We start from the raw sequence: 16,479 nt of genomic DNA, 5'->3' as shown, positions 1-16,479 counted from the left end.
TTTTTCAGGAGGATAATATGAAAAGAAGTCTGATTTCAGGGTTGTTCGCGACCGCAATGGCAATTTCCGGCCCTTTGTTCGCACAAGAGACAGCCGACGCTGTTGCCCCCGAAGGTGCCTCCGAAGGGAAGGTTCAGGGCCTGACCGAAGAAGTGATCGCCTCGCTTGAGGCGAAACTGGCTGGCGCGCCGGTTTCTTCGCAGAATTGGATGGTGGCCGCCGCGAACCCGTTGGCCGTTGAAGCCGGGGCCAAGGTATTGCGGGCCGGTGGATCGGCTGCGGATGCGATGGTAGCTGTACAAGTTGTGCTTGGCCTGGTCGAGCCGCAGTCGTCCGGACTGGGCGGTGGGGCGTTTCTTGTTTGGTACGACGCCGCTACTGGCGAACTGACGACGCTGGACGGGCGCGAAACCGCGCCGTTGGAGGCAAATCACCGGCTGTTCCAAGATGAAAATGGCGAACCGTTGAAATTCTTTGACGCCGTCGTGGGTGGTCTGTCGGTGGGCACTCCGGGCACGCCTGCTTTGCTGGAAGAGGCGCACCGGCGCTGGGGCCGCAGCCCGTGGCCCAGCCTGTTCGCCGATGGGATCGCGCTGGCTGACGAAGGGTTTCTTGTATCTCCGCGTTTGGCCGGCCTTGTGGAAAAAGACGCCGAACGCCTGTCGCGTTTCCCGGCGACCGCCGCGTATTTCCTGCCTGATGGGGCGCCATTGGCACAGGGCCAGCGCCTGATGAACCCCGACTATGCGGACACTCTGCGCGTTCTTGCCAGCGAAGGATCAGCGGGTTTTTACGGGGGCGAGATCGCCGCAGGTATCGTCAACACGGTGCGGAGCGCACCGGGGAATCCGGGGATTCTGTCCGGAATTGACTTGGCGCTGTATCAGGTGATTGAACGCGAACCCGTCTGCGCAGCGTATCGCGCCTATGAGGTGTGCGGAATGGGGCCGCCTTCCTCTGGTGCGCTGACTGTGGGTCAGATTCTGGGCATGCTGGATGGCTATGACCTGGCGGCGATGGGGCCCGAGGATATCAATACGTGGCGACTGATCGGCGACGCCTCGCGTCTGGCTTTTGCGGATCGCGGGCGGTACATGGCGGATCACGACTTTGTCCCGATGCCGACAAAAGGGCTGGTTGATCCGGCCTACCTGTCGGAACGTGGCGCCTTGATGAGCGGCGATGCGGCTCTGATTGATGCAGCACCCGGGAACCCCGAATTCGAGCATTCGTCGAATTGGGCGGATGACGTGTCGCTGGAATTGCCGTCGACCTCTCATATCTCGATCGTTGACCAGTATGGGAACGTCCTGTCGATGACCACAACGATCGAAAACGGGTTCGGATCCCGATTGATGACCAACGGGTTCTTACTGAACAATGAACTGACGGATTTCTCGTTCAAAACCCACAGCAATGGTGTTCCGATCGCGAACCGCCTTGAACCGGGCAAACGCCCCCGTTCGTCGATGAGCCCGACCATCGTAATGCAGGATGGCAAACCGGTTCTGGCCATCGGTTCACCCGGTGGAAGCCGGATTATTGGTTATGTTGCCAAGTCAATCATTGCGTGGGCGGATTGGGGCATGGACGTGCAGCAGGCACTGTCGATGCCCCATCTGGTCAACCGTTTTGGCACCTACGATGTCGAACAGGGCACATCGGCCGAGGGGTTTGTCGATGCGCTGACGACCCTGGGATACGAGGTTAATCCACGTGACCTGACCTCGGGGCTGCACGCCATCGAGATCGGGGACGTTTTGACAGGCGGTGCCGATCCACGCCGCGAAGGGATTGCGCTGGGCGAATAGCCCGGCGTTTTAGGGGGGAACACCATGGCGCAAGCAGTTGCATTGCCGCGGAACGAGGCTGGCATTCAGACGGTCGTTGGCCTTCTGAAGTCTACCTTCGGGGATCGTCTACAAACAGGGCAGGCGATCCGCGAACAGCATGGGCATACCACGACTTGGATTGAAAATCAGTCCCCGGACGCCGTGGTGTTCCCGCATTCGACCGAAGAAGTATCTGAGATCGTCAGACTTTGCGCCGAACACAAGGTCCCAGTGATCGCCTTTGGCACGGGGACCTCGCTTGAGGGGCATGTGAACGCGCCCGCCGGTGGGATTTCGGTCGACCTGACCCAGATGAACAAGGTGCTGAAAGTCAACGCCAGCGATCTGGATTGTGTCGTGCAGCCCGGTGTGACGCGCGAAGACCTGAACACATTCCTTCGTGATCAGGGGCTGTTCTTTCCCATCGACCCCGGTGCGAATGCCTCTTTGGGGGGGATGGCGGCAACCCGGGCGTCAGGGACCAACGCGGTACGCTATGGGACCATGAAAGACAACATCCTCAGCCTCGAAGCTGTCATGCCCGACGGTCAGATTATTCGTACCGGTCACAGGGCCAAGAAGTCCTCTGCTGGGTATGACCTGACGCGGTTGCTGATCGGTGCTGAGGGAACGCTTGGTATCATTACAGAGATCACGTTGCGTCTTCAGGGTATCCCCGAGGCGATCACCTCGGCGCGGTGTTCCTTCCCAACGGTTGATGCGGCCTGCCAAGCTGTAATGATGACGATCCAGTACGGCGTGCCGGTCGCCCGGATCGAGTTACTGGACGAAATGTCAGTGAAGGCTGCGAATGCCTATTCCAACCTGACCCTGCCGGAAACGCCATTGCTGCTGCTCGAATTTCACGGATCGGAAGGCGGTGCAGTTGAGCAGGCCGAAACCTTTGGTCAGATCGCCGAGGAATTCGGGGGTACAGATTTTGCCGCGACGTCAACGACGGAAGAGCGGAACAAGCTGTGGCAAGCCCGGCACGACATGTATTGGGCGTGTCTGCAACTGCGCCCTGGTGCACGCGGAATCTCGACTGACGTATGCGTACCGATCTCACATCTGGCAGAGTGTGTGACGGCAACGCAGAACCGTGCGAGTGAACTGGGGCTGATGGCCCCTATGGTTGGGCATGTGGGTGATGGAAACTTCCATACGCTGCTCCTGATTGACATGGACAACCCTGACGAGGTGGCCAACGCCGAAGGATTTGTGGGCTGGCTCAACGACCTTGCCATCTCAATGGAGGGGACATGTACCGGTGAACACGGGATCGGACAGGGCAAGCGCCCGTATCTTTTGAAAGAACTGGGGCCAGCCGTTGCCTATATGGGCGCCATCAAAAGGGCGTTGGACCCCGATAACATTATGAATCCAGGAAAGATTTTTCCTTCATCGAATTATTGATAACGTTGCGGAAGCGTCGCGCCTAGGACACAAGGATGCCCAAATTCGCCTGTATCAGTTACCGCAACGAGCAGTAATTTTTTCAGGTATTCAAATGGGCGTATTACGGATTGTCGGATTTGCGTTGGTCGTTGTTTTGGTCATTGCCGGGCTCGACTACTATCAGCAGGATAAGAAACGCGCGGATACGTTGTCGGCCAGCGGCTATATCGACACGATCAAAGAGCGTTTCGCACTGTTTAACGAAGAGCTTGATGCCGAGCAGATTGAACGCGACCGTAAGCAGCGTTGGCGCGCCGGAAGCGAACCCTATGCCCCGAAATCGGGCGAAGACTGGGTGCGCCGCGCAATTGTGGATCGCGACTATACCCGTGATGCCCGCGAAGGTGTTCTTCAAAACGGTATTAGCGAGGCCGCCCGCCCGCTAGCCAAGCAGGTGGCGGTGCAGAAGGTGCAGCAACTGGCTGAAAAGCTGGATCGCACCAGTTGGGTCTATGAAAACGGCACGCATACAATCTGGCTTCAGGTCTCACTGAAAGAGGACGCGCGGTCCAACACCCTGACAGGCAATATCGTGCGATCCGTTGACACGCTGGGCCAAAGCGGTGCCGATTATGCCCCATTCGCAATTGTCGGTGGCGTGGCCTACTTTCAATTCAAGCAGAACAAATACAGCGTGATCACCGTGAATGACCGGTCCTTCTGGTCGATGGTCACGGCGGGTATCACGGAACTGGATGCTCCGGTCGAGTTTGACATCTACAAAGGCACGCTTGGCCTTGGTCAGGAGGTCCGGATGCAACTCTATTCCAACGCGCCCCCGCATGAGGTCAGGAAGTTTCTGGCGAAGCTGGACTATGACGGTATGAATGCGTTGCTTCGCAAGCCGGTACCCGGTGTTAGCAACGACAGGACCACGAACCTCGAGACCGAGGAAGAGCTGGCGATCGAAATGGCAGGCCTTCGTGGTGAGTTCATGAAGCTGCGGGCTGAACTGGCGCGGCTTCGACTTGACAACATCAACGGGCTTTCGCTTGTCGCGAACACCCTGGCTGCGCAATACGGGTTGCCGGGCGATACGTTCGACTTGACCGCAAACAAGATCAAATCAGCGGATGATCTGATCCAAGTTGGTTATCGCACCGGCCTTACCTCTCTTCTGGATGGTGAGGTTCAAAAAGCCGACGCGGAAGGCGGAAACATGTTCGGCCGTCTGTTTGCGTCATTCAAAGGTGGCGATAACCCGCAAGAAGCAAGCAGCAAGGGCGGTGGCTTTCTGGATGGGCTGAAGTCCATGTTCCAAAATAGCGAAACCGCGCAGGCGCCCGAGGTCCGCGTCAACAAGGGTGGCGCGGGTCTAGTCAGCAAATGCGCCACCAAGGACGCCTTCAAGACCTGCACGCTGACTGACGGCTAAGAGATCGAAACCAGACACGGAAAAACGACCCCCAGCAATCCGGGGGTCGTTTTTTTTATATCACTGGTCGGATGAATGTCGCGCCGAGCCCCTCAAATGCGCCATATGGTGTCAACTTGATTCAAGGGGAGACGCCCGGTTATGAAAACCCAAGTCAAAGCACTGGTCGTAGGCGGTGGCGCCGTTGGGACCTCGATCGCTTATCATCTGGCCAAAGCGGGCTGGGATGACGTGATGCTGATTGAACGGGACGAGCTGACATCGGGCTCGACCTGGCACGCGGCGGGGCTGCTGCCGCTGTTCAACATGTCCTATGCGACAACTCACATCCACAAATACTCTGTCGATTTCTACAAGCAGCTTGAAGAAGAAACCGGCCTGAACGCGGGCTTTGCCGTGGTCGGCAACCTGCGCATGGCACAAACGCAAGAGCGTATGGACGAATACATGCTCTATGCCTCAACCGCCGAGACCTGCGACGTCGCATACGAGTGGCTGACACCCGAGCAGATCAAGGAACGCTGGCCGCTGATCGAAACTTCGGACTTGAAAGGTGCGATTTATCATACCGAGGACGGCTACATTAACCCTGCCGACGTAACGCAGGCCATGGCCAAGGGTGCCCGTCAGCGCGGTGTGGACATTGTCCGCAAGATGCAGGCCGATGCCTTCCACTGGAACGGCACCCATTGGGAAGTCACCTGCACCAAAATGGTGGAAAAGGGCGGCAATCTGGTCGAGAGCGACGAGCAGGTGGTGATCACCGCTGAACACGTCGTGACCGCTTCGGGCAACCACGCACAGCGTACCGCCAAGATGCTGGGCATCAAGATGCCCGCGATCCCAGTCGAACACACCTTCATCGTCATGGACAAAGACCCTGAGTTGGTCAATTGGCGCGAAGCAGGCAACCCGGAACATCCCGTTGTGCGCGACGCCGACAATGAATCTTATGCCCGTGAAGAGCGTGGTGGCTGGATTCTTGGCATCTACGAGCACGGCGCCCCTGCGCGCTTTGAACACGGTGTGCCGGACAGCTTCCGCGCGGACCTTTTCCCGCTGGATCTGGACCGGATCGCGGATCAATACATGGCGATGGCCGAACGCGTTCCGTCCTGCGCCGAATCCGGCCTGAAAGACGATTTCAACGGTCCGATCTGCTATACCCCCGACGGCAACCCCCTGGTTGGTCCGGCTCCGGGCCTGCGTAACATGTGGCTGGCCGAAGGATTCTCGTTTGGTATCACGGCTGCAGGCGGCACCGGATACTATCTGGCACAGATGATGGTCGATGGCGAAGCCGAGATCGACATGGCCTCGCTGGATCCCAAACGCTACAGCAGCAACTGGATGACGACCGAGTTCGCCGCGCGCAAGAACGAAGAGTGCTATGAGCATGTCTACATCCTGCACCACCCGGATGAAGAGCGTGAAGCCTGCCGTCCTCTGCGCACCGTCCCGGCCTATGACCGCCAGAAAGCGCGCGGCGCTCAGTTCGGTTGGGTTAACGGTTGGGAACGCCCGAACTATTTCGGCCCCGTTGATGCACCCGACAATTTCGATAAGGAAAGCCGCTCGTTTCGCCGCGGTGGCTGGTGGAAACATGCGGTGGAAGAAGCCAAGGCGATCCGCGAAGGCGTTGGCCTGATCGACGCGTCGGCCTTCACCAAGCACGTCGTTAAAGGCCCCGGTGCGACCCAGTTTCTGGATTGGTTCACCTGCAACAAACTGCCCAAGGTCGGTCGTATCAACCTGACCTATGCGTTGACATCACACGGCACCACCCGCACCGAATACACCATCGTCCGCAATGGCGAGAACAACTACTATCTCGTCTCTGCCGGCGCCTGGACCGAATATGACGCGGATTATCTGCTCAAGGCGGCTGAGGACAAGATGGTGGAGTTCGGCTACATCGAGATCCAGGACGTGACCACCCAGTGGGGCGTCTTCGCAATCGCCGGACCCAAGTCGCGTGACGTTCTGAAAGAGGTCATCAAAGACGCCGATCCGGAAACCGCACTGTCCAACAAGCGTTTCCCGTGGCTGTCGGCCCGTCAGATCGAATTGGGCATGTGCCCCGTGAACGCAATCCGCGTGGCCTATACCGGCGAACTGGGTTGGGAATTGCACCACCCGATCGAGATGCAGAACTACCTGTTCGATCTTCTGGAAAAGGCGGGTGAGAAACACGGTATCAAGTTGGTCGGCGCCCGGGCCCAGAACTGGCTGCGTCAGGAAAAATCCTATCGCGCCTTCGGCACTGAACTTGGTCGCGATGCGACCCCGCTTGAGGCTGACCTGCCGCGCTTTGTCGACCCATCCAAGGAATTCTACGGTAAGGCCAAGCTGGAAGAGACCGGCGTACGTGTGAAATGCTGCACCCTGCTTATCGACGGGCCGGAAGATGCTGACCCGTGGGGCCGCGAGGCGCTATATACGCCGGAAGGTGAGCGTGTGGGTCGTCTGACCTCGGGCGGCTATTCCGTGGCCTTCGAGAAATCCATCGGGATGGGTTATGTGACGCCCGAATTGGCGGTTGAAGGCACCAAGCTGAAGGTTAAGATCCAGGATAAGCTGTGGGATGCGGTTGTCACCTGTGACAGCCCCTACGATCCGAAAAACGAGACCATCCGTAAGGACGGTTGATCCCGTACGATGTTGTTGGCAGCGCCCAAGAAATGCGCCGCCTGCAGCGGCCCATGCCTCCGGCGGAAGTATTTCTAAACAGAAGAGGCGGGGGCTGGAAAATGATCCAGCCCCCCCTGCTTTTGGCAAGGGGGGCCTTCTCCTGTTACGGCCATCGGCGCTTCCGCCTGTACCGCAAGAGATTTTGTGGCCTCAATATGTTAAGAAACCGTTTCTTCTTCTGTTCAAAATACTTCCGCCGGAGGCAAGCCTGCGTATGCAGGCTTTTTGCGGGTAAAGGCGTTCAGACCAACAATTCGTCAAAACACTCCAGAGCTTTGGCTGCATACATCATCGACGGTCCTCCGCCCATTTGGATAGCCATAGCAAGTACGTCCGAAACCTCTTCTCGGGACGCGCCTGACTTGGCCAAGGCTTCTGTATGCAATGTGATGCAAGGTTCGCAGCGGATAGCGATTGACATACCTAGCGCAATGAATTCCTTAGTCTTGTAGTCAAGCGTTCCGCTTTTTTTGACCGTTTCTCCCAAGGACCCAAACGCGCGTGCTGTTTCGGGGATTGCGGTGTTGAGAGTGCGTAGTCCCTTGCGGGTGTCCGTTAGCTTTTCCTGCCAAGTCATGTCTATCCTCATTCACATATGGTAAGCGGAATGTGAATGAGAATACGTGTTCGAACTTTGATCTTGATCAGGTCTGGGGTTTTTCGGCGACGAAGGCGAGGTTGTTTGCTGGCATGTCGATCAACCCAATAACATTCAGTCCCTGTGCGCACATTTCCGCCGCGATGTCCTCGTCATTCTTGTAGCCGATTTCGCCGTCTTGCTGCACCAACGCGTCATGGAAACGTTGATCCCCGTCACTGGTGAGAGTCCCCGATCGCATGAACGGCCCATAGAGGACAAAGCGCCCTTCTGGTGACAGGGTAAGTGCGGCCTCTGAGATCAGCGTTTGGGTCTCTCGCCAACTGATCAAGTGGGTCAGGTTGATCAACACGATCAGGTCCTGCCCGGCGAAGTGTTGGTGCCACCCGTCAGACGTCGCGTCCAGTGCAGCGGCGTCCGTGGTATTGGGCAGATCTCGGCAATACGCGTTAATGCTGGCGCGCCGCTCTGGGTCGACTTCTGTTGGTTGCCAGTGAAGCTGTGGTAGGCGCTGTGCGAAGGCGCTGACATGCTGTCCGGTGCCGCTGGCTATTTCCAACGCCCGACCTTGGGTGGGTGCCCACCGCACCAAGAGGTCGCACAGCACGTCTGAATTACGGGACGCAGCGGGTGCAACTAGCCGTCCATCTTCGCCTTCGGTGGCAACACTGGCATTTGAAGGCAGGTTTCGTTTCCTCATTGGCATAACCTTTCCGGTTTCAGAGCCCGAACACTGGCGTCATCCAATTCGGGCATGTGGCCGGTCGCAAGATCGGCCACCAGCTTCGATGCGGCTGGGGCAGTCTGGAACCCATACCCTCCCTGACCAGCGGACCAGATAAATGTTGGATCTACGGGATCAGGGCCAAGAACCAGCGTGCCGTCAGGCGCAAAGCTGCGCAAACCAGCCCAGTTGGCCTCGACCCGAGTGACAGGTTCGGTAACCATCTCTTCATATCTGGCCAGACCTTCGGCCAGAACCATGTCGTCAGCATACGCATCGTGTGGAGGGACCGGATCAGCCTCGGACGGTGAGACAATCAGTTTCCCGGCATCGGGTTTCGCATACCAGGCCTCCTGTACGCCCAGAAGCATCGGCCATTCGCGCAGGTTGTGACCGGCCGGGGCCGGCAATCGTGCCATCGACCGACGGCGGGGTGAAATGCCGATTGGGGCAATACCAGCCATGATTGCAATTTCATCGACCCACGGGCCTGCTGCATTCACAATATTTCGGGAATCGTAAGTCTGCCCGGCGCTGACAATCCAGTGTCTGTCTTTGTGTATGGCTGTGACCTTGTTTCTGGTCAGGACCTTTCCGCCATTGGCACGGATCACACGGGCAAAGTCCTGCAATAGCCTGTCGGTATCAATATCAAACGCACCGTCGCTGATCGCGGTAAACCCCACTGAATCAGGGTTCAGGATTGGAACGCGGTCACGGGCTTCTGCAACGGGCAATACCTGCATGTTCAAATCGACCACATCGCGGGCGAATACGTCTTGCTGGTTTTTTCCTCCGATCAGCATCAGGCCCCTCGGCGTGAGGTATCCACCATTTTCTGAGGCCAGAAACTCTGCACTTGCCTTGTTCAGCGCGACGACCGAGTCAGGACCGTAGCTTTCTTCAAACAACGCCGCCGACCGCCCAGAGGCGTGATACCCAAGCACGTCTTCTGCCTCGAGCACGATGACCTTACCGTGAAGTGACAGCCGCGCGCCTGCGCTGAGACCTGCTATTCCGCCGCCGATGATCAGGAAATCAATCATTTAACCCCTTTGCGATGCGCATGGCGCTTTATTTGCGAAAGTGTCAGCGAACTTTAAGCAGGGTTGAATTTGCGCATCAACCCATCCAAACAAGGATCAACCAATTAGAGGAGGGCAGGGTGAGTACCGCAGACCTACACCCAATGGCCACGGGGCATATTCCGTCCTATGTGACACAGGCGGATGGCAGTGATTTTCTTTTGACGTTTATGTTTTTTTTCACGGTTGGGGTCATCATCCTGATTGGTGTGGGCTATTTCACACTCCATTCGATCCCGGAAAAAATTGCGCATGAATCCAACCACCCTCAGTTTCAGCTAGTGGGCATTCTGGCGCTGCTGGCGCTGTTCACTCATAATGGGCTGTTCTGGGTTGCCGCTATTCTGGTGGCCGGGTTCCAGTTCCCTGACGTTGCAGCACCGCTTAGGGCGATTGCCGATGCGATCCGATCTTTGGGCAAGCCCGAGGCCCAACCTTCCGAGCCGCCCGTGCAGCAGGAGCCGTAAGTTATGCTTGAGACGTTGATGTGCGCACTGATTACGGTGCTGCCTGACTATTTGTTCCGCCGCTATGTGCAGGGCAAGCGGATCGGTCATGAGATCACGCTGTTCACCATGTGGTATGAGCTGCGCTGGGGCCTGACCACCTGTGCCATTCTGGCGCTGACCGTGATCACCACGCTGTTCTACTTTCACCCGGCCAGCAAAACAGCGGCCTCGTATTTCCGGACGGTGACGATCCTGCCGCAGTTGGGCGGTCGCGTATCCGAGGTTTATGTGACGAATAACCAGCAGGTTGTCGCAGGTCAGCCGATCTTTCGGATCGAGGACTTCACCCAAACCGCCATGGTCGAGGCCGCCCGGGCAGAAATTGCGCAGGTGCAGGCGTCCTTGAAAGTGGCCGAGACTGATCTGGCCGAAGCTGAGGCGGGAATCGCTGGCGCCAAGGCTGCGCTGGATCAGTCGCTGGAGGACCTTGAGCGTAACACTACCCTGCGGGACGAAGGCTCCAGTGCGGTGCGCCTGGCCGAGATTGACCGGCTGGAAAACCTTGTGGCCGAGCGTGAGGCACAATTGGTTGCTGCCCAAGCGCGGCGTGCGGCTGTGCGGCAGCAGATCGAAGAGCTGATCCCGGCGCAAATGGCCAGTGCCACTGCGCAACTGGACGCCGCAATGACCGAGCTGGAAAAGACCGTGATCAACGCGGGCGTCGCTGGCCGGGTGGAACAGTTTGGCTTGCAGGTCGGCGACTACGTCAGTCCGCTATTGCGGCCAGCGGGTATCCTTGTTCCCTCGCAGTCGGGCCATAACCGGTTTCAGGCGGCGTTCAACCAAATGTCAGCGCAGGTCATCAAGCCCGGCATGATCGGAGAGCTGGGTTGCATGACCAAACCTTTCACCGTGATCCCCATGGTGGTGGTTCAAGTGCAAGACGTGATCCCTTCGGGCCAAATTCGGCCTACCGACGAGTTGCGAGATGTTCAGACAAATACAGTCCCGGGATCTGTTCTGGTTTACATGGAGCCGCTCTACAAAGGCACGACCGATGACATCCCACCGGGCAGTAATTGCCTTGCGAATGTCTATACCGACAATCACGAACGGCTAGAGCACGAAGAGTTGGGCTTTTGGCAATCAGCCGCCCTGCATGTGATCGACACGATCGGAGTGGTCCACGCTGCAGGCCTGCGCCTGCGCTTGATCCTGATGCCGGTGAATACGCTGGTGCTGACGGGGCACTGATTTCAACTTAGTCTGGCCGGGTACACGTTATCCGGCCAGACCGTTGCGGTGCAGCCCCGCAAAAACCTTTTCGTTACGGGCGTCGTCGTAGGGCCGCCAGTCCCGCATCCGGTCGACATAACCCTCGGACGGGCCTTCGCAGGCGGCCAGAGCTTCTTGCGCTTCACCCACGCGGTCCAAGGCGGCAAGGCAGATGGCGCGGCGATACAGCATGTTGGGATCGTTGGGGCGCACATTGACGGCGCGATCTGCCCAGTCCAACGCTTCGATATTTTCACCCGCAACCAGATACATTCGGGCAATTGCCCAGAAATAGAATCCGCGGTCAGGTTCCCGCGGAGACAAGGCCAGAGCCTTGCGTATTTCCTCGACTGCCTGTGGGCCGATACTGGGATCGGCAAGTTCGGACCGGTTGAAATAGGCCAGTTTAGCGCGTGTGAAAAAGGGGTTAAGGCGGATCGCGTATTCCAATTCCTTGAGGCTTAATGCTTTTTCTCCCTGCCAGACATAGGCTGTCGACATCACATAATGCGCAAACGGAGATTTATTTGCTAGCTCCAGCCCCTTTTGCGCAGCGGCCATCCCCTTGTCCAAAACATCCTTTGAGCGTTCGGACGCACCAAACCCATATTCCTTAAGATAGGCCCATCCCAACCCAGCCCAGGCCTCACCATAGTCTTCATCCAGTGCCACAGCGGACTGAAACTCAATCGGTGCCGCTTGCAAATCTTCCAGCCCAGGCTTTCTAAGTCCCGACATCCCCCTCAGGTACCTTTCCCATGCCCCCAGATGGTCGGGGCGTTTGCGGCGAATGCGGTCGATCTCGCCCTCGACCAGCTCGGTGTCCAATGCGGTAACAACACGCAGGGTGATGTCGTCCTGAATCTCAAACACATCTTCGAACGGCCGGTCGTATTTCTCGGACCAGAGGGCAAGTCCGGTCGATCCCTCGATATATTCCACGGTCACCCGTACCCGTGGACCCGACCGGCGCAGTGTTCCGGTCACAAGGTATTGCGCCCCCAGGACCCTCGCAGCGTCTTCGACACTCAGTTCTGGGTTCAGGGACAGGCTGGACGCGCCCGAAACAACCGGCACTCGACCCATCTGTTGCAGCCCCGAGATGATGTCTTCAGCCAGCCCTTCGGCAAAAAAGGCATGTCCGGGATCGGGGGAGTGATTCTGGAAAGGTAATACCGCAAGGGTCGGCGGCCCGGTTCGGATCGCAGGTTGGGACGGCACGGGCGATATCCCTTCGGCCTGCCAGCGAAACACGGTCAGAGGGCGCGAGATGTTCTTGAGTTGATGTTGACCATCATGTGTCAGGTTTTTTGTCTTACCCTGCGGCAGCGCATCGACAAATGCCAGCGAGGCGGCCAGTCCCCCGGCGTGGCAAAGCCCTTCCAACCGGGCGGCAATATTGACGCCGTCACCCAGAATGTCCTGATCGTCAACGAACACATCCCCAAGATGTGCCCCAATGCGCAGCAGAATGCGCGCGTCCGGTGGCTGCTGCCGGGCCTGGGCTGCGGCCTCGGCCTGAATGCGCATCGCAGCGGTTAGCGCCGCTTCAGGCTCCGGGAATTCGGCCAGAAAGCCGTCGCCCATCGTTTTGACCAATCGCCCCTGATTTTGATCCAAAGCGGGAGAAATGATCGCGTTCCGCAGTTCGCGTACAGCGCGCAGGGTTCCGACCTCATCGGTTTCTGTCAGATGGGCGTAGCCCAACACATCCATGGCCAGAATGGCGGCACGTCTTTTGCCGTCCAGAAAATCCTCCATCGGCGATCCCTCGCAAGCCGTGCCTTGGGCTATCTTACGCGGTTTGCGCCATGAATGCATGACAAGAAAAAAGCCCGCCAAACGAGGCGGGCTTTGTCTCACACTATATACGCGTGGCTTACTGCGGAATTTCGCCCTCCAGCCCCTCGACGTAGAAGTTCATGCCAGCCAGTGTGCCGTCATCGGCGGTTTCGCCGTCCGCCAGCCAGTCGCTGCCGTCCTGCTTTTTGATCGGGCCGGTGAAGGGGTGGTATTCACCAGCAGCCATTGCGGCTTTCAAAGCCAGCGCTTCTTCTTTGACGTCAGCAGGCACCGCGTCGGAGATCTCACCGATTGCGACCATGCCTTCGCGGATACCATCCCAGGTGTTCGCGCTTTCCCAGGTTCCGTCCATCACGGCCTTGGTCCGGGCGATATAGTAGGGGGCCCAGTCATCAATGATCGACGATACGCGCGGGAAGGGGGCGTATTCGCTCATGTCCGACGCCTGACCAAAGGTGACAACATTGCCGGCCTCTTGCGCGGCGGCCTGCGGCGCGGTCGAGTCGGTGTGCTGCAGGATCACGTCTGCGCCCTGTTCGATCAGAACGGTGGCAGCGTCAGCTTCTTTTGCGGGGTCGAACCAGGTGTAGGCCCAGACAATCTTGAATTCGACATCCGGGTTCACGGCCTTGGCGTGCAGATAGGCCGAGTTGATGCCGCGGATCACTTCGGGGATCGGGTACGAGCCGATATACCCGATGATGTTCGACTTGGTCATTTTGCCCGCGATGTGACCCTGTACGGCGCGGCCCTCGTAGAAGCGGGCCGAGTAGACCGAGACGTTGGGCGCGGTTTTATAGCCGGTCGCGTGCTCGAACTTCACGTCGGGGAATTTCTTGGCAACGTTGATCGTCGGGTCCATGTAGCCGAACGAAGTGGTAAAGATCAGGTCCGCGCCTTCCAGCGCCATCTGTGTCATTACGCGTTCCGCATCCGGGCCTTCGGGGACGGATTCAACGAAGACGGTTTCAACCTTGTCACCGAATTCCTCTTCAACGGCCAGACGGCCCTTGTTGTGCTCATACGTCCAGCCGCCGTCGCCTACGGGGCCGACATAGACAAAGCCGACCTTGGTTTTGTCTTCGGCCATGGCGCCTGTCGCCAGACCCAGCGCCATTGCCGCGCTTGTCAGAAGTGAAGTGAATTTCATGTAGTTACTCCCCAAGTTGGTTCAGTTGGCCTCTAGTGCGAGGCATGGAAGGTCCGGCCCAGTGAGGCAGGTGCGCTGCTCTTGTCGGCCGAAAGGATCACAAGCACAAGGATCGTGATGATATAGGGCGACATTGCCAGATACTCGACAGGAATGGCAACGCCTGCTGCCTGCAAATTAAGCTGCAACACGGTGATACCGCCGAACAAATAGGCACCCAGCAAAGCGCGCCACGGTTTCCAACTGGCGAAGACCACCAGCGCAAGGGCGATCCAGCCGACACCGGCCGTCATGCCCTCGGTCCATTGCGGCACGCGAATAAGGCTGATGTAAGCGCCACCCAGACCCGCGCAGGCGCCGCCGAACAAGATCGCCATGATACGGATCTTGATGACCTTGTAGCCAAGCGCGTGGGCCGCGTCGTGGTTTTCGCCGACCGCGCGCAGGATCAGGCCGACGCGGGTGTATTTCAGCGTGGCCCAAACCGCCGCAGTCAGAGCAATTCCGACGTAAAGGATCGGGTCGTGCTGGAACAGGATCGGGCCGATAACCGGGATATCGCTGATCAGCGGGATGTGAATATCCCCCATGCTGGGCGGTTTGATCCCCACATAGCTTTGACCCAGAAGGGCGCTGAAACCCAATCCAAACAAGGTGAGCGCAAGGCCACTGGCAACCTGGTTGGCCAACGCAACCTGCGTCAGCAGCACAAACAACAGGGACAGTACCGCGCCGCCGATCGCCGCAGCGATAAAGCCCAGCCAAGGTGATCCGGTCTCGACCGAGATTGCAAAACCGCTGATTGCGCCGACGATCATCATGCCCTCGACACCGAGGTTTAGAACACCTGCTTTTTCGACGACCAGCTCTCCGATCGCGGCCAAAAGCAGGGGGGTTGCGGCCACCATCAAAGAGGCGACCAAGAGGACGGGGTTGATTTCACCAAGGTCCATTACGCTACCTCGCTACGGGCCGCACGGATGCGGTAGTTGGTCAAAAGATCGAAGGCCAGCAGGAAGAACAGAAGCATCCCCTGGAACACCTGAATGGCGGCGGCAGGCAGGCCAAGCTGGGACTGCGCGATTTCACCACCGATATAGGTCAGCGCCATCAGGCCACCGGCCAGCAGGATACCCACCGGGTGCAGACGACCGAGAAAGGCCACAATGATCGCGGTGAAGCCATAGCCGACGTTGAAGTCGATGCTGACCACACCTGAAGGTCCCGAAACCTCGAACATTCCGGCCAGTCCTGCCAATGCGCCGGAAACGCCCAAGCAAAACAGGATCAGGCGGGCCGGGTTCACGCCTGCGAATTTCGCAGCGCGCGGTGCCTCACCCGTCAGGCGGATGTGAAAGCCCAGCATGTGACGGTTGAGCAGGACATAGGCAAAGATCACGGCGATCAGCGCTGTCACCACACCCCAGTGCATCCCGGACCCGGCGATCAGTTCCGCGTTATGCGCACTGTCATAGGCTTGCAGGTTACGCGATCCGGGAAAGCCGAACCCTTCGGGGTTTTTCAGCAGACCCAGCGAAACCGAGGCCAGCATCTGTTCGGCCACATAGACCAGCATCAGCGAAACAAGGATTTCATTGGTGCCAAAGCGAACCTTCAGAAAGGCAGGGATCATTGCCCAGAGCCAGCCACCGAACGCACCGGCAATCACCATGATCGGAAAGATGTAGAACGCGTCCAGCGGATAAAAGGCCAGACCTGCACCTGCGCCAAAGATGGCGCCCATGATGTACTGCCCTTCGGCGCCGATATTCCAGATACCGGCCCGAAAGCCCAGCGACAGGCCAATGGCGATCAGCACCAGCGGCGCACCTTTCACAAGAAGTTGCGGGCGGTAGTAAAAGGCGAACTCACCAAACAGCGGTTCCCAGAAAATGGTACCGATGGCTTCGACCGGGTTCTTACCCAAAATGGCGAACAGGATGCCGCCGAAAAGCATGGTCGCCACTACCGCGACCAGAGGGGTGGCATAAGACCACGCCTTGGACGGCTGAGGCCGTTTCTCCAACACTATCATCTAC

13 protein-coding genes are annotated in these 16,479 nt (G+C 58.2%); 6 read left to right on the top strand and 7 right to left on the bottom strand.

The window, feature by feature from the left end:
- Positions 1 to 17: 17 nt before the first annotated feature.
- From ggt to ACT2B1_RS14830, 4 genes are all read left to right on the top strand, one after another.
- The gene (ggt, locus tag ACT2B1_RS14845) at positions 18 to 1,811 is read left to right on the top strand and encodes a gamma-glutamyltransferase (RefSeq protein ID WP_171241507.1); all 1,794 of its coding nucleotides are present in this window, start codon (positions 18 to 20) and stop codon (positions 1,809 to 1,811) included.
- Between the two features lie 24 nt (positions 1,812 to 1,835).
- Positions 1,836 to 3,248, top strand: coding sequence for an FAD-binding oxidoreductase (locus ACT2B1_RS14840; RefSeq protein ID WP_171241506.1), 1,413 nt, complete (start codon positions 1,836 to 1,838; stop codon positions 3,246 to 3,248).
- Positions 3,249 to 3,342: 94 nt separating this feature from the next.
- Positions 3,343 to 4,665 (top strand): hypothetical protein, encoded by a 1,323-nt coding sequence (locus tag ACT2B1_RS14835; RefSeq protein ID WP_481668024.1) that lies wholly within the window; start codon positions 3,343 to 3,345, stop codon positions 4,663 to 4,665.
- Between the two features lie 141 nt (positions 4,666 to 4,806).
- Entirely contained in the window at positions 4,807 to 7,314 is a 2,508-nt protein-coding gene (locus ACT2B1_RS14830; protein ID WP_481668023.1) for a GcvT family protein, read from the top strand.
- 283 nt (positions 7,315 to 7,597) lie between these two features.
- On the opposite strand, the gene ACT2B1_RS14825 is transcribed toward ACT2B1_RS14830, so the two are convergent.
- The 3 genes from ACT2B1_RS14825 to ACT2B1_RS14815 all read right to left on the bottom strand — a co-directional run bounded on the left by ACT2B1_RS14825 (position 7,598) and on the right by ACT2B1_RS14815 (position 9,724).
- Positions 7,598 to 7,933: a carboxymuconolactone decarboxylase family protein gene (locus ACT2B1_RS14825; protein WP_481668022.1), complete on the bottom strand. Its 336-nt coding sequence runs from the start codon at positions 7,931 to 7,933 to the stop codon at positions 7,598 to 7,600.
- Between the two features lie 67 nt (positions 7,934 to 8,000).
- Positions 8,001 to 8,654, bottom strand: a complete 654-nt coding sequence (locus tag ACT2B1_RS14820) for a DUF938 domain-containing protein (RefSeq protein WP_171241502.1) — start codon at positions 8,652 to 8,654, stop codon at positions 8,001 to 8,003.
- Positions 8,651 to 9,724 (bottom strand): NAD(P)/FAD-dependent oxidoreductase, encoded by a 1,074-nt coding sequence (locus ACT2B1_RS14815; RefSeq protein ID WP_481668021.1) that lies wholly within the window; start codon positions 9,722 to 9,724, stop codon positions 8,651 to 8,653. Before ACT2B1_RS14815 ends, ACT2B1_RS14820 begins: the two co-directional genes overlap by 4 nt.
- Positions 9,725 to 9,867: 143 nt before the next feature.
- Between ACT2B1_RS14815 and ACT2B1_RS14810 the strand changes: the two genes are divergently transcribed.
- Both ACT2B1_RS14810 and ACT2B1_RS14805 read left to right on the top strand, forming a co-directional pair.
- Complete coding sequence (locus ACT2B1_RS14810; RefSeq protein WP_171127034.1) at positions 9,868 to 10,230, top strand: hypothetical protein; 363 nt, start codon at positions 9,868 to 9,870, stop codon at positions 10,228 to 10,230.
- A gap of 3 nt (positions 10,231 to 10,233) precedes the next feature.
- Entirely contained in the window at positions 10,234 to 11,466 is a 1,233-nt protein-coding gene (locus tag ACT2B1_RS14805) for an HlyD family secretion protein (RefSeq protein WP_481668020.1), read from the top strand.
- 27 nt (positions 11,467 to 11,493) lie between these two features.
- Here the strand turns inward: ACT2B1_RS14805 and ACT2B1_RS14800 are convergent, their stop codons facing one another.
- The 4 genes from ACT2B1_RS14800 to ACT2B1_RS14785 all read right to left on the bottom strand — a co-directional run bounded on the left by ACT2B1_RS14800 (position 11,494) and on the right by ACT2B1_RS14785 (position 16,475).
- On the bottom strand, positions 11,494 to 13,248 hold the full coding sequence (locus tag ACT2B1_RS14800; protein ID WP_481668019.1) for an adenylate/guanylate cyclase domain-containing protein: 1,755 nt from the start codon (positions 13,246 to 13,248) through the stop codon (positions 11,494 to 11,496).
- A 118-nt stretch (positions 13,249 to 13,366) separates the two neighbouring features.
- Complete coding sequence (locus tag ACT2B1_RS14795; protein ID WP_171120145.1) at positions 13,367 to 14,440, bottom strand: BMP family ABC transporter substrate-binding protein; 1,074 nt, start codon at positions 14,438 to 14,440, stop codon at positions 13,367 to 13,369.
- A gap of 32 nt (positions 14,441 to 14,472) precedes the next feature.
- Positions 14,473 to 15,393: an ABC transporter permease gene (locus tag ACT2B1_RS14790; protein WP_170384942.1), complete on the bottom strand. Its 921-nt coding sequence runs from the start codon at positions 15,391 to 15,393 to the stop codon at positions 14,473 to 14,475.
- On the bottom strand, positions 15,393 to 16,475 hold the full coding sequence (locus tag ACT2B1_RS14785) for an ABC transporter permease (protein WP_171120147.1): 1,083 nt from the start codon (positions 16,473 to 16,475) through the stop codon (positions 15,393 to 15,395). The genes ACT2B1_RS14790 and ACT2B1_RS14785 overlap by 1 nt, the downstream gene beginning before the upstream one ends.
- Between the last annotated feature and the right edge of the window lie 4 nt (positions 16,476 to 16,479).

The organism is Ruegeria sp. S263 (genome assembly GCF_056780525.1).
The sequence above is the reverse complement of the archived record's forward strand: the minus strand, read 5'-3'. Positions and strand labels throughout refer to the sequence as shown.

Excerpts from the sequence above, each read along its gene's own strand:
- ggt (WP_171241507.1), top strand. The coding sequence starts at position 18 with ATGAAAAGAAGTCTGATTTCAGGGTTGTTCGCGACCGCAATGGCAATT.
- ACT2B1_RS14840 (WP_171241506.1), top strand. The coding sequence starts at position 1,836 with ATGGCGCAAGCAGTTGCATTGCCGCGGAACGAGGCTGGCATTCAGACG.
- ACT2B1_RS14835 (WP_481668024.1), top strand. The coding sequence starts at position 3,343 with ATGGGCGTATTACGGATTGTCGGATTTGCGTTGGTCGTTGTTTTGGTC.
- ACT2B1_RS14830 (WP_481668023.1), top strand. The coding sequence starts at position 4,807 with ATGAAAACCCAAGTCAAAGCACTGGTCGTAGGCGGTGGCGCCGTTGGG.
- ACT2B1_RS14825 (WP_481668022.1), bottom strand. The coding sequence starts at position 7,933 with ATGACTTGGCAGGAAAAGCTAACGGACACCCGCAAGGGACTACGCACT.
- ACT2B1_RS14820 (WP_171241502.1), bottom strand. The coding sequence starts at position 8,654 with ATGAGGAAACGAAACCTGCCTTCAAATGCCAGTGTTGCCACCGAAGGC.
- ACT2B1_RS14815 (WP_481668021.1), bottom strand. The coding sequence starts at position 9,724 with ATGATTGATTTCCTGATCATCGGCGGCGGAATAGCAGGTCTCAGCGCA.
- ACT2B1_RS14810 (WP_171127034.1), top strand. The coding sequence starts at position 9,868 with ATGGCCACGGGGCATATTCCGTCCTATGTGACACAGGCGGATGGCAGT.
- ACT2B1_RS14805 (WP_481668020.1), top strand. The coding sequence starts at position 10,234 with ATGCTTGAGACGTTGATGTGCGCACTGATTACGGTGCTGCCTGACTAT.
- ACT2B1_RS14800 (WP_481668019.1), bottom strand. The coding sequence starts at position 13,248 with ATGGAGGATTTTCTGGACGGCAAAAGACGTGCCGCCATTCTGGCCATG.
- ACT2B1_RS14795 (WP_171120145.1), bottom strand. The coding sequence starts at position 14,440 with ATGAAATTCACTTCACTTCTGACAAGCGCGGCAATGGCGCTGGGTCTG.
- ACT2B1_RS14790 (WP_170384942.1), bottom strand. The coding sequence starts at position 15,393 with ATGGACCTTGGTGAAATCAACCCCGTCCTCTTGGTCGCCTCTTTGATG.
- ACT2B1_RS14785 (WP_171120147.1), bottom strand. The coding sequence starts at position 16,475 with ATGATAGTGTTGGAGAAACGGCCTCAGCCGTCCAAGGCGTGGTCTTAT.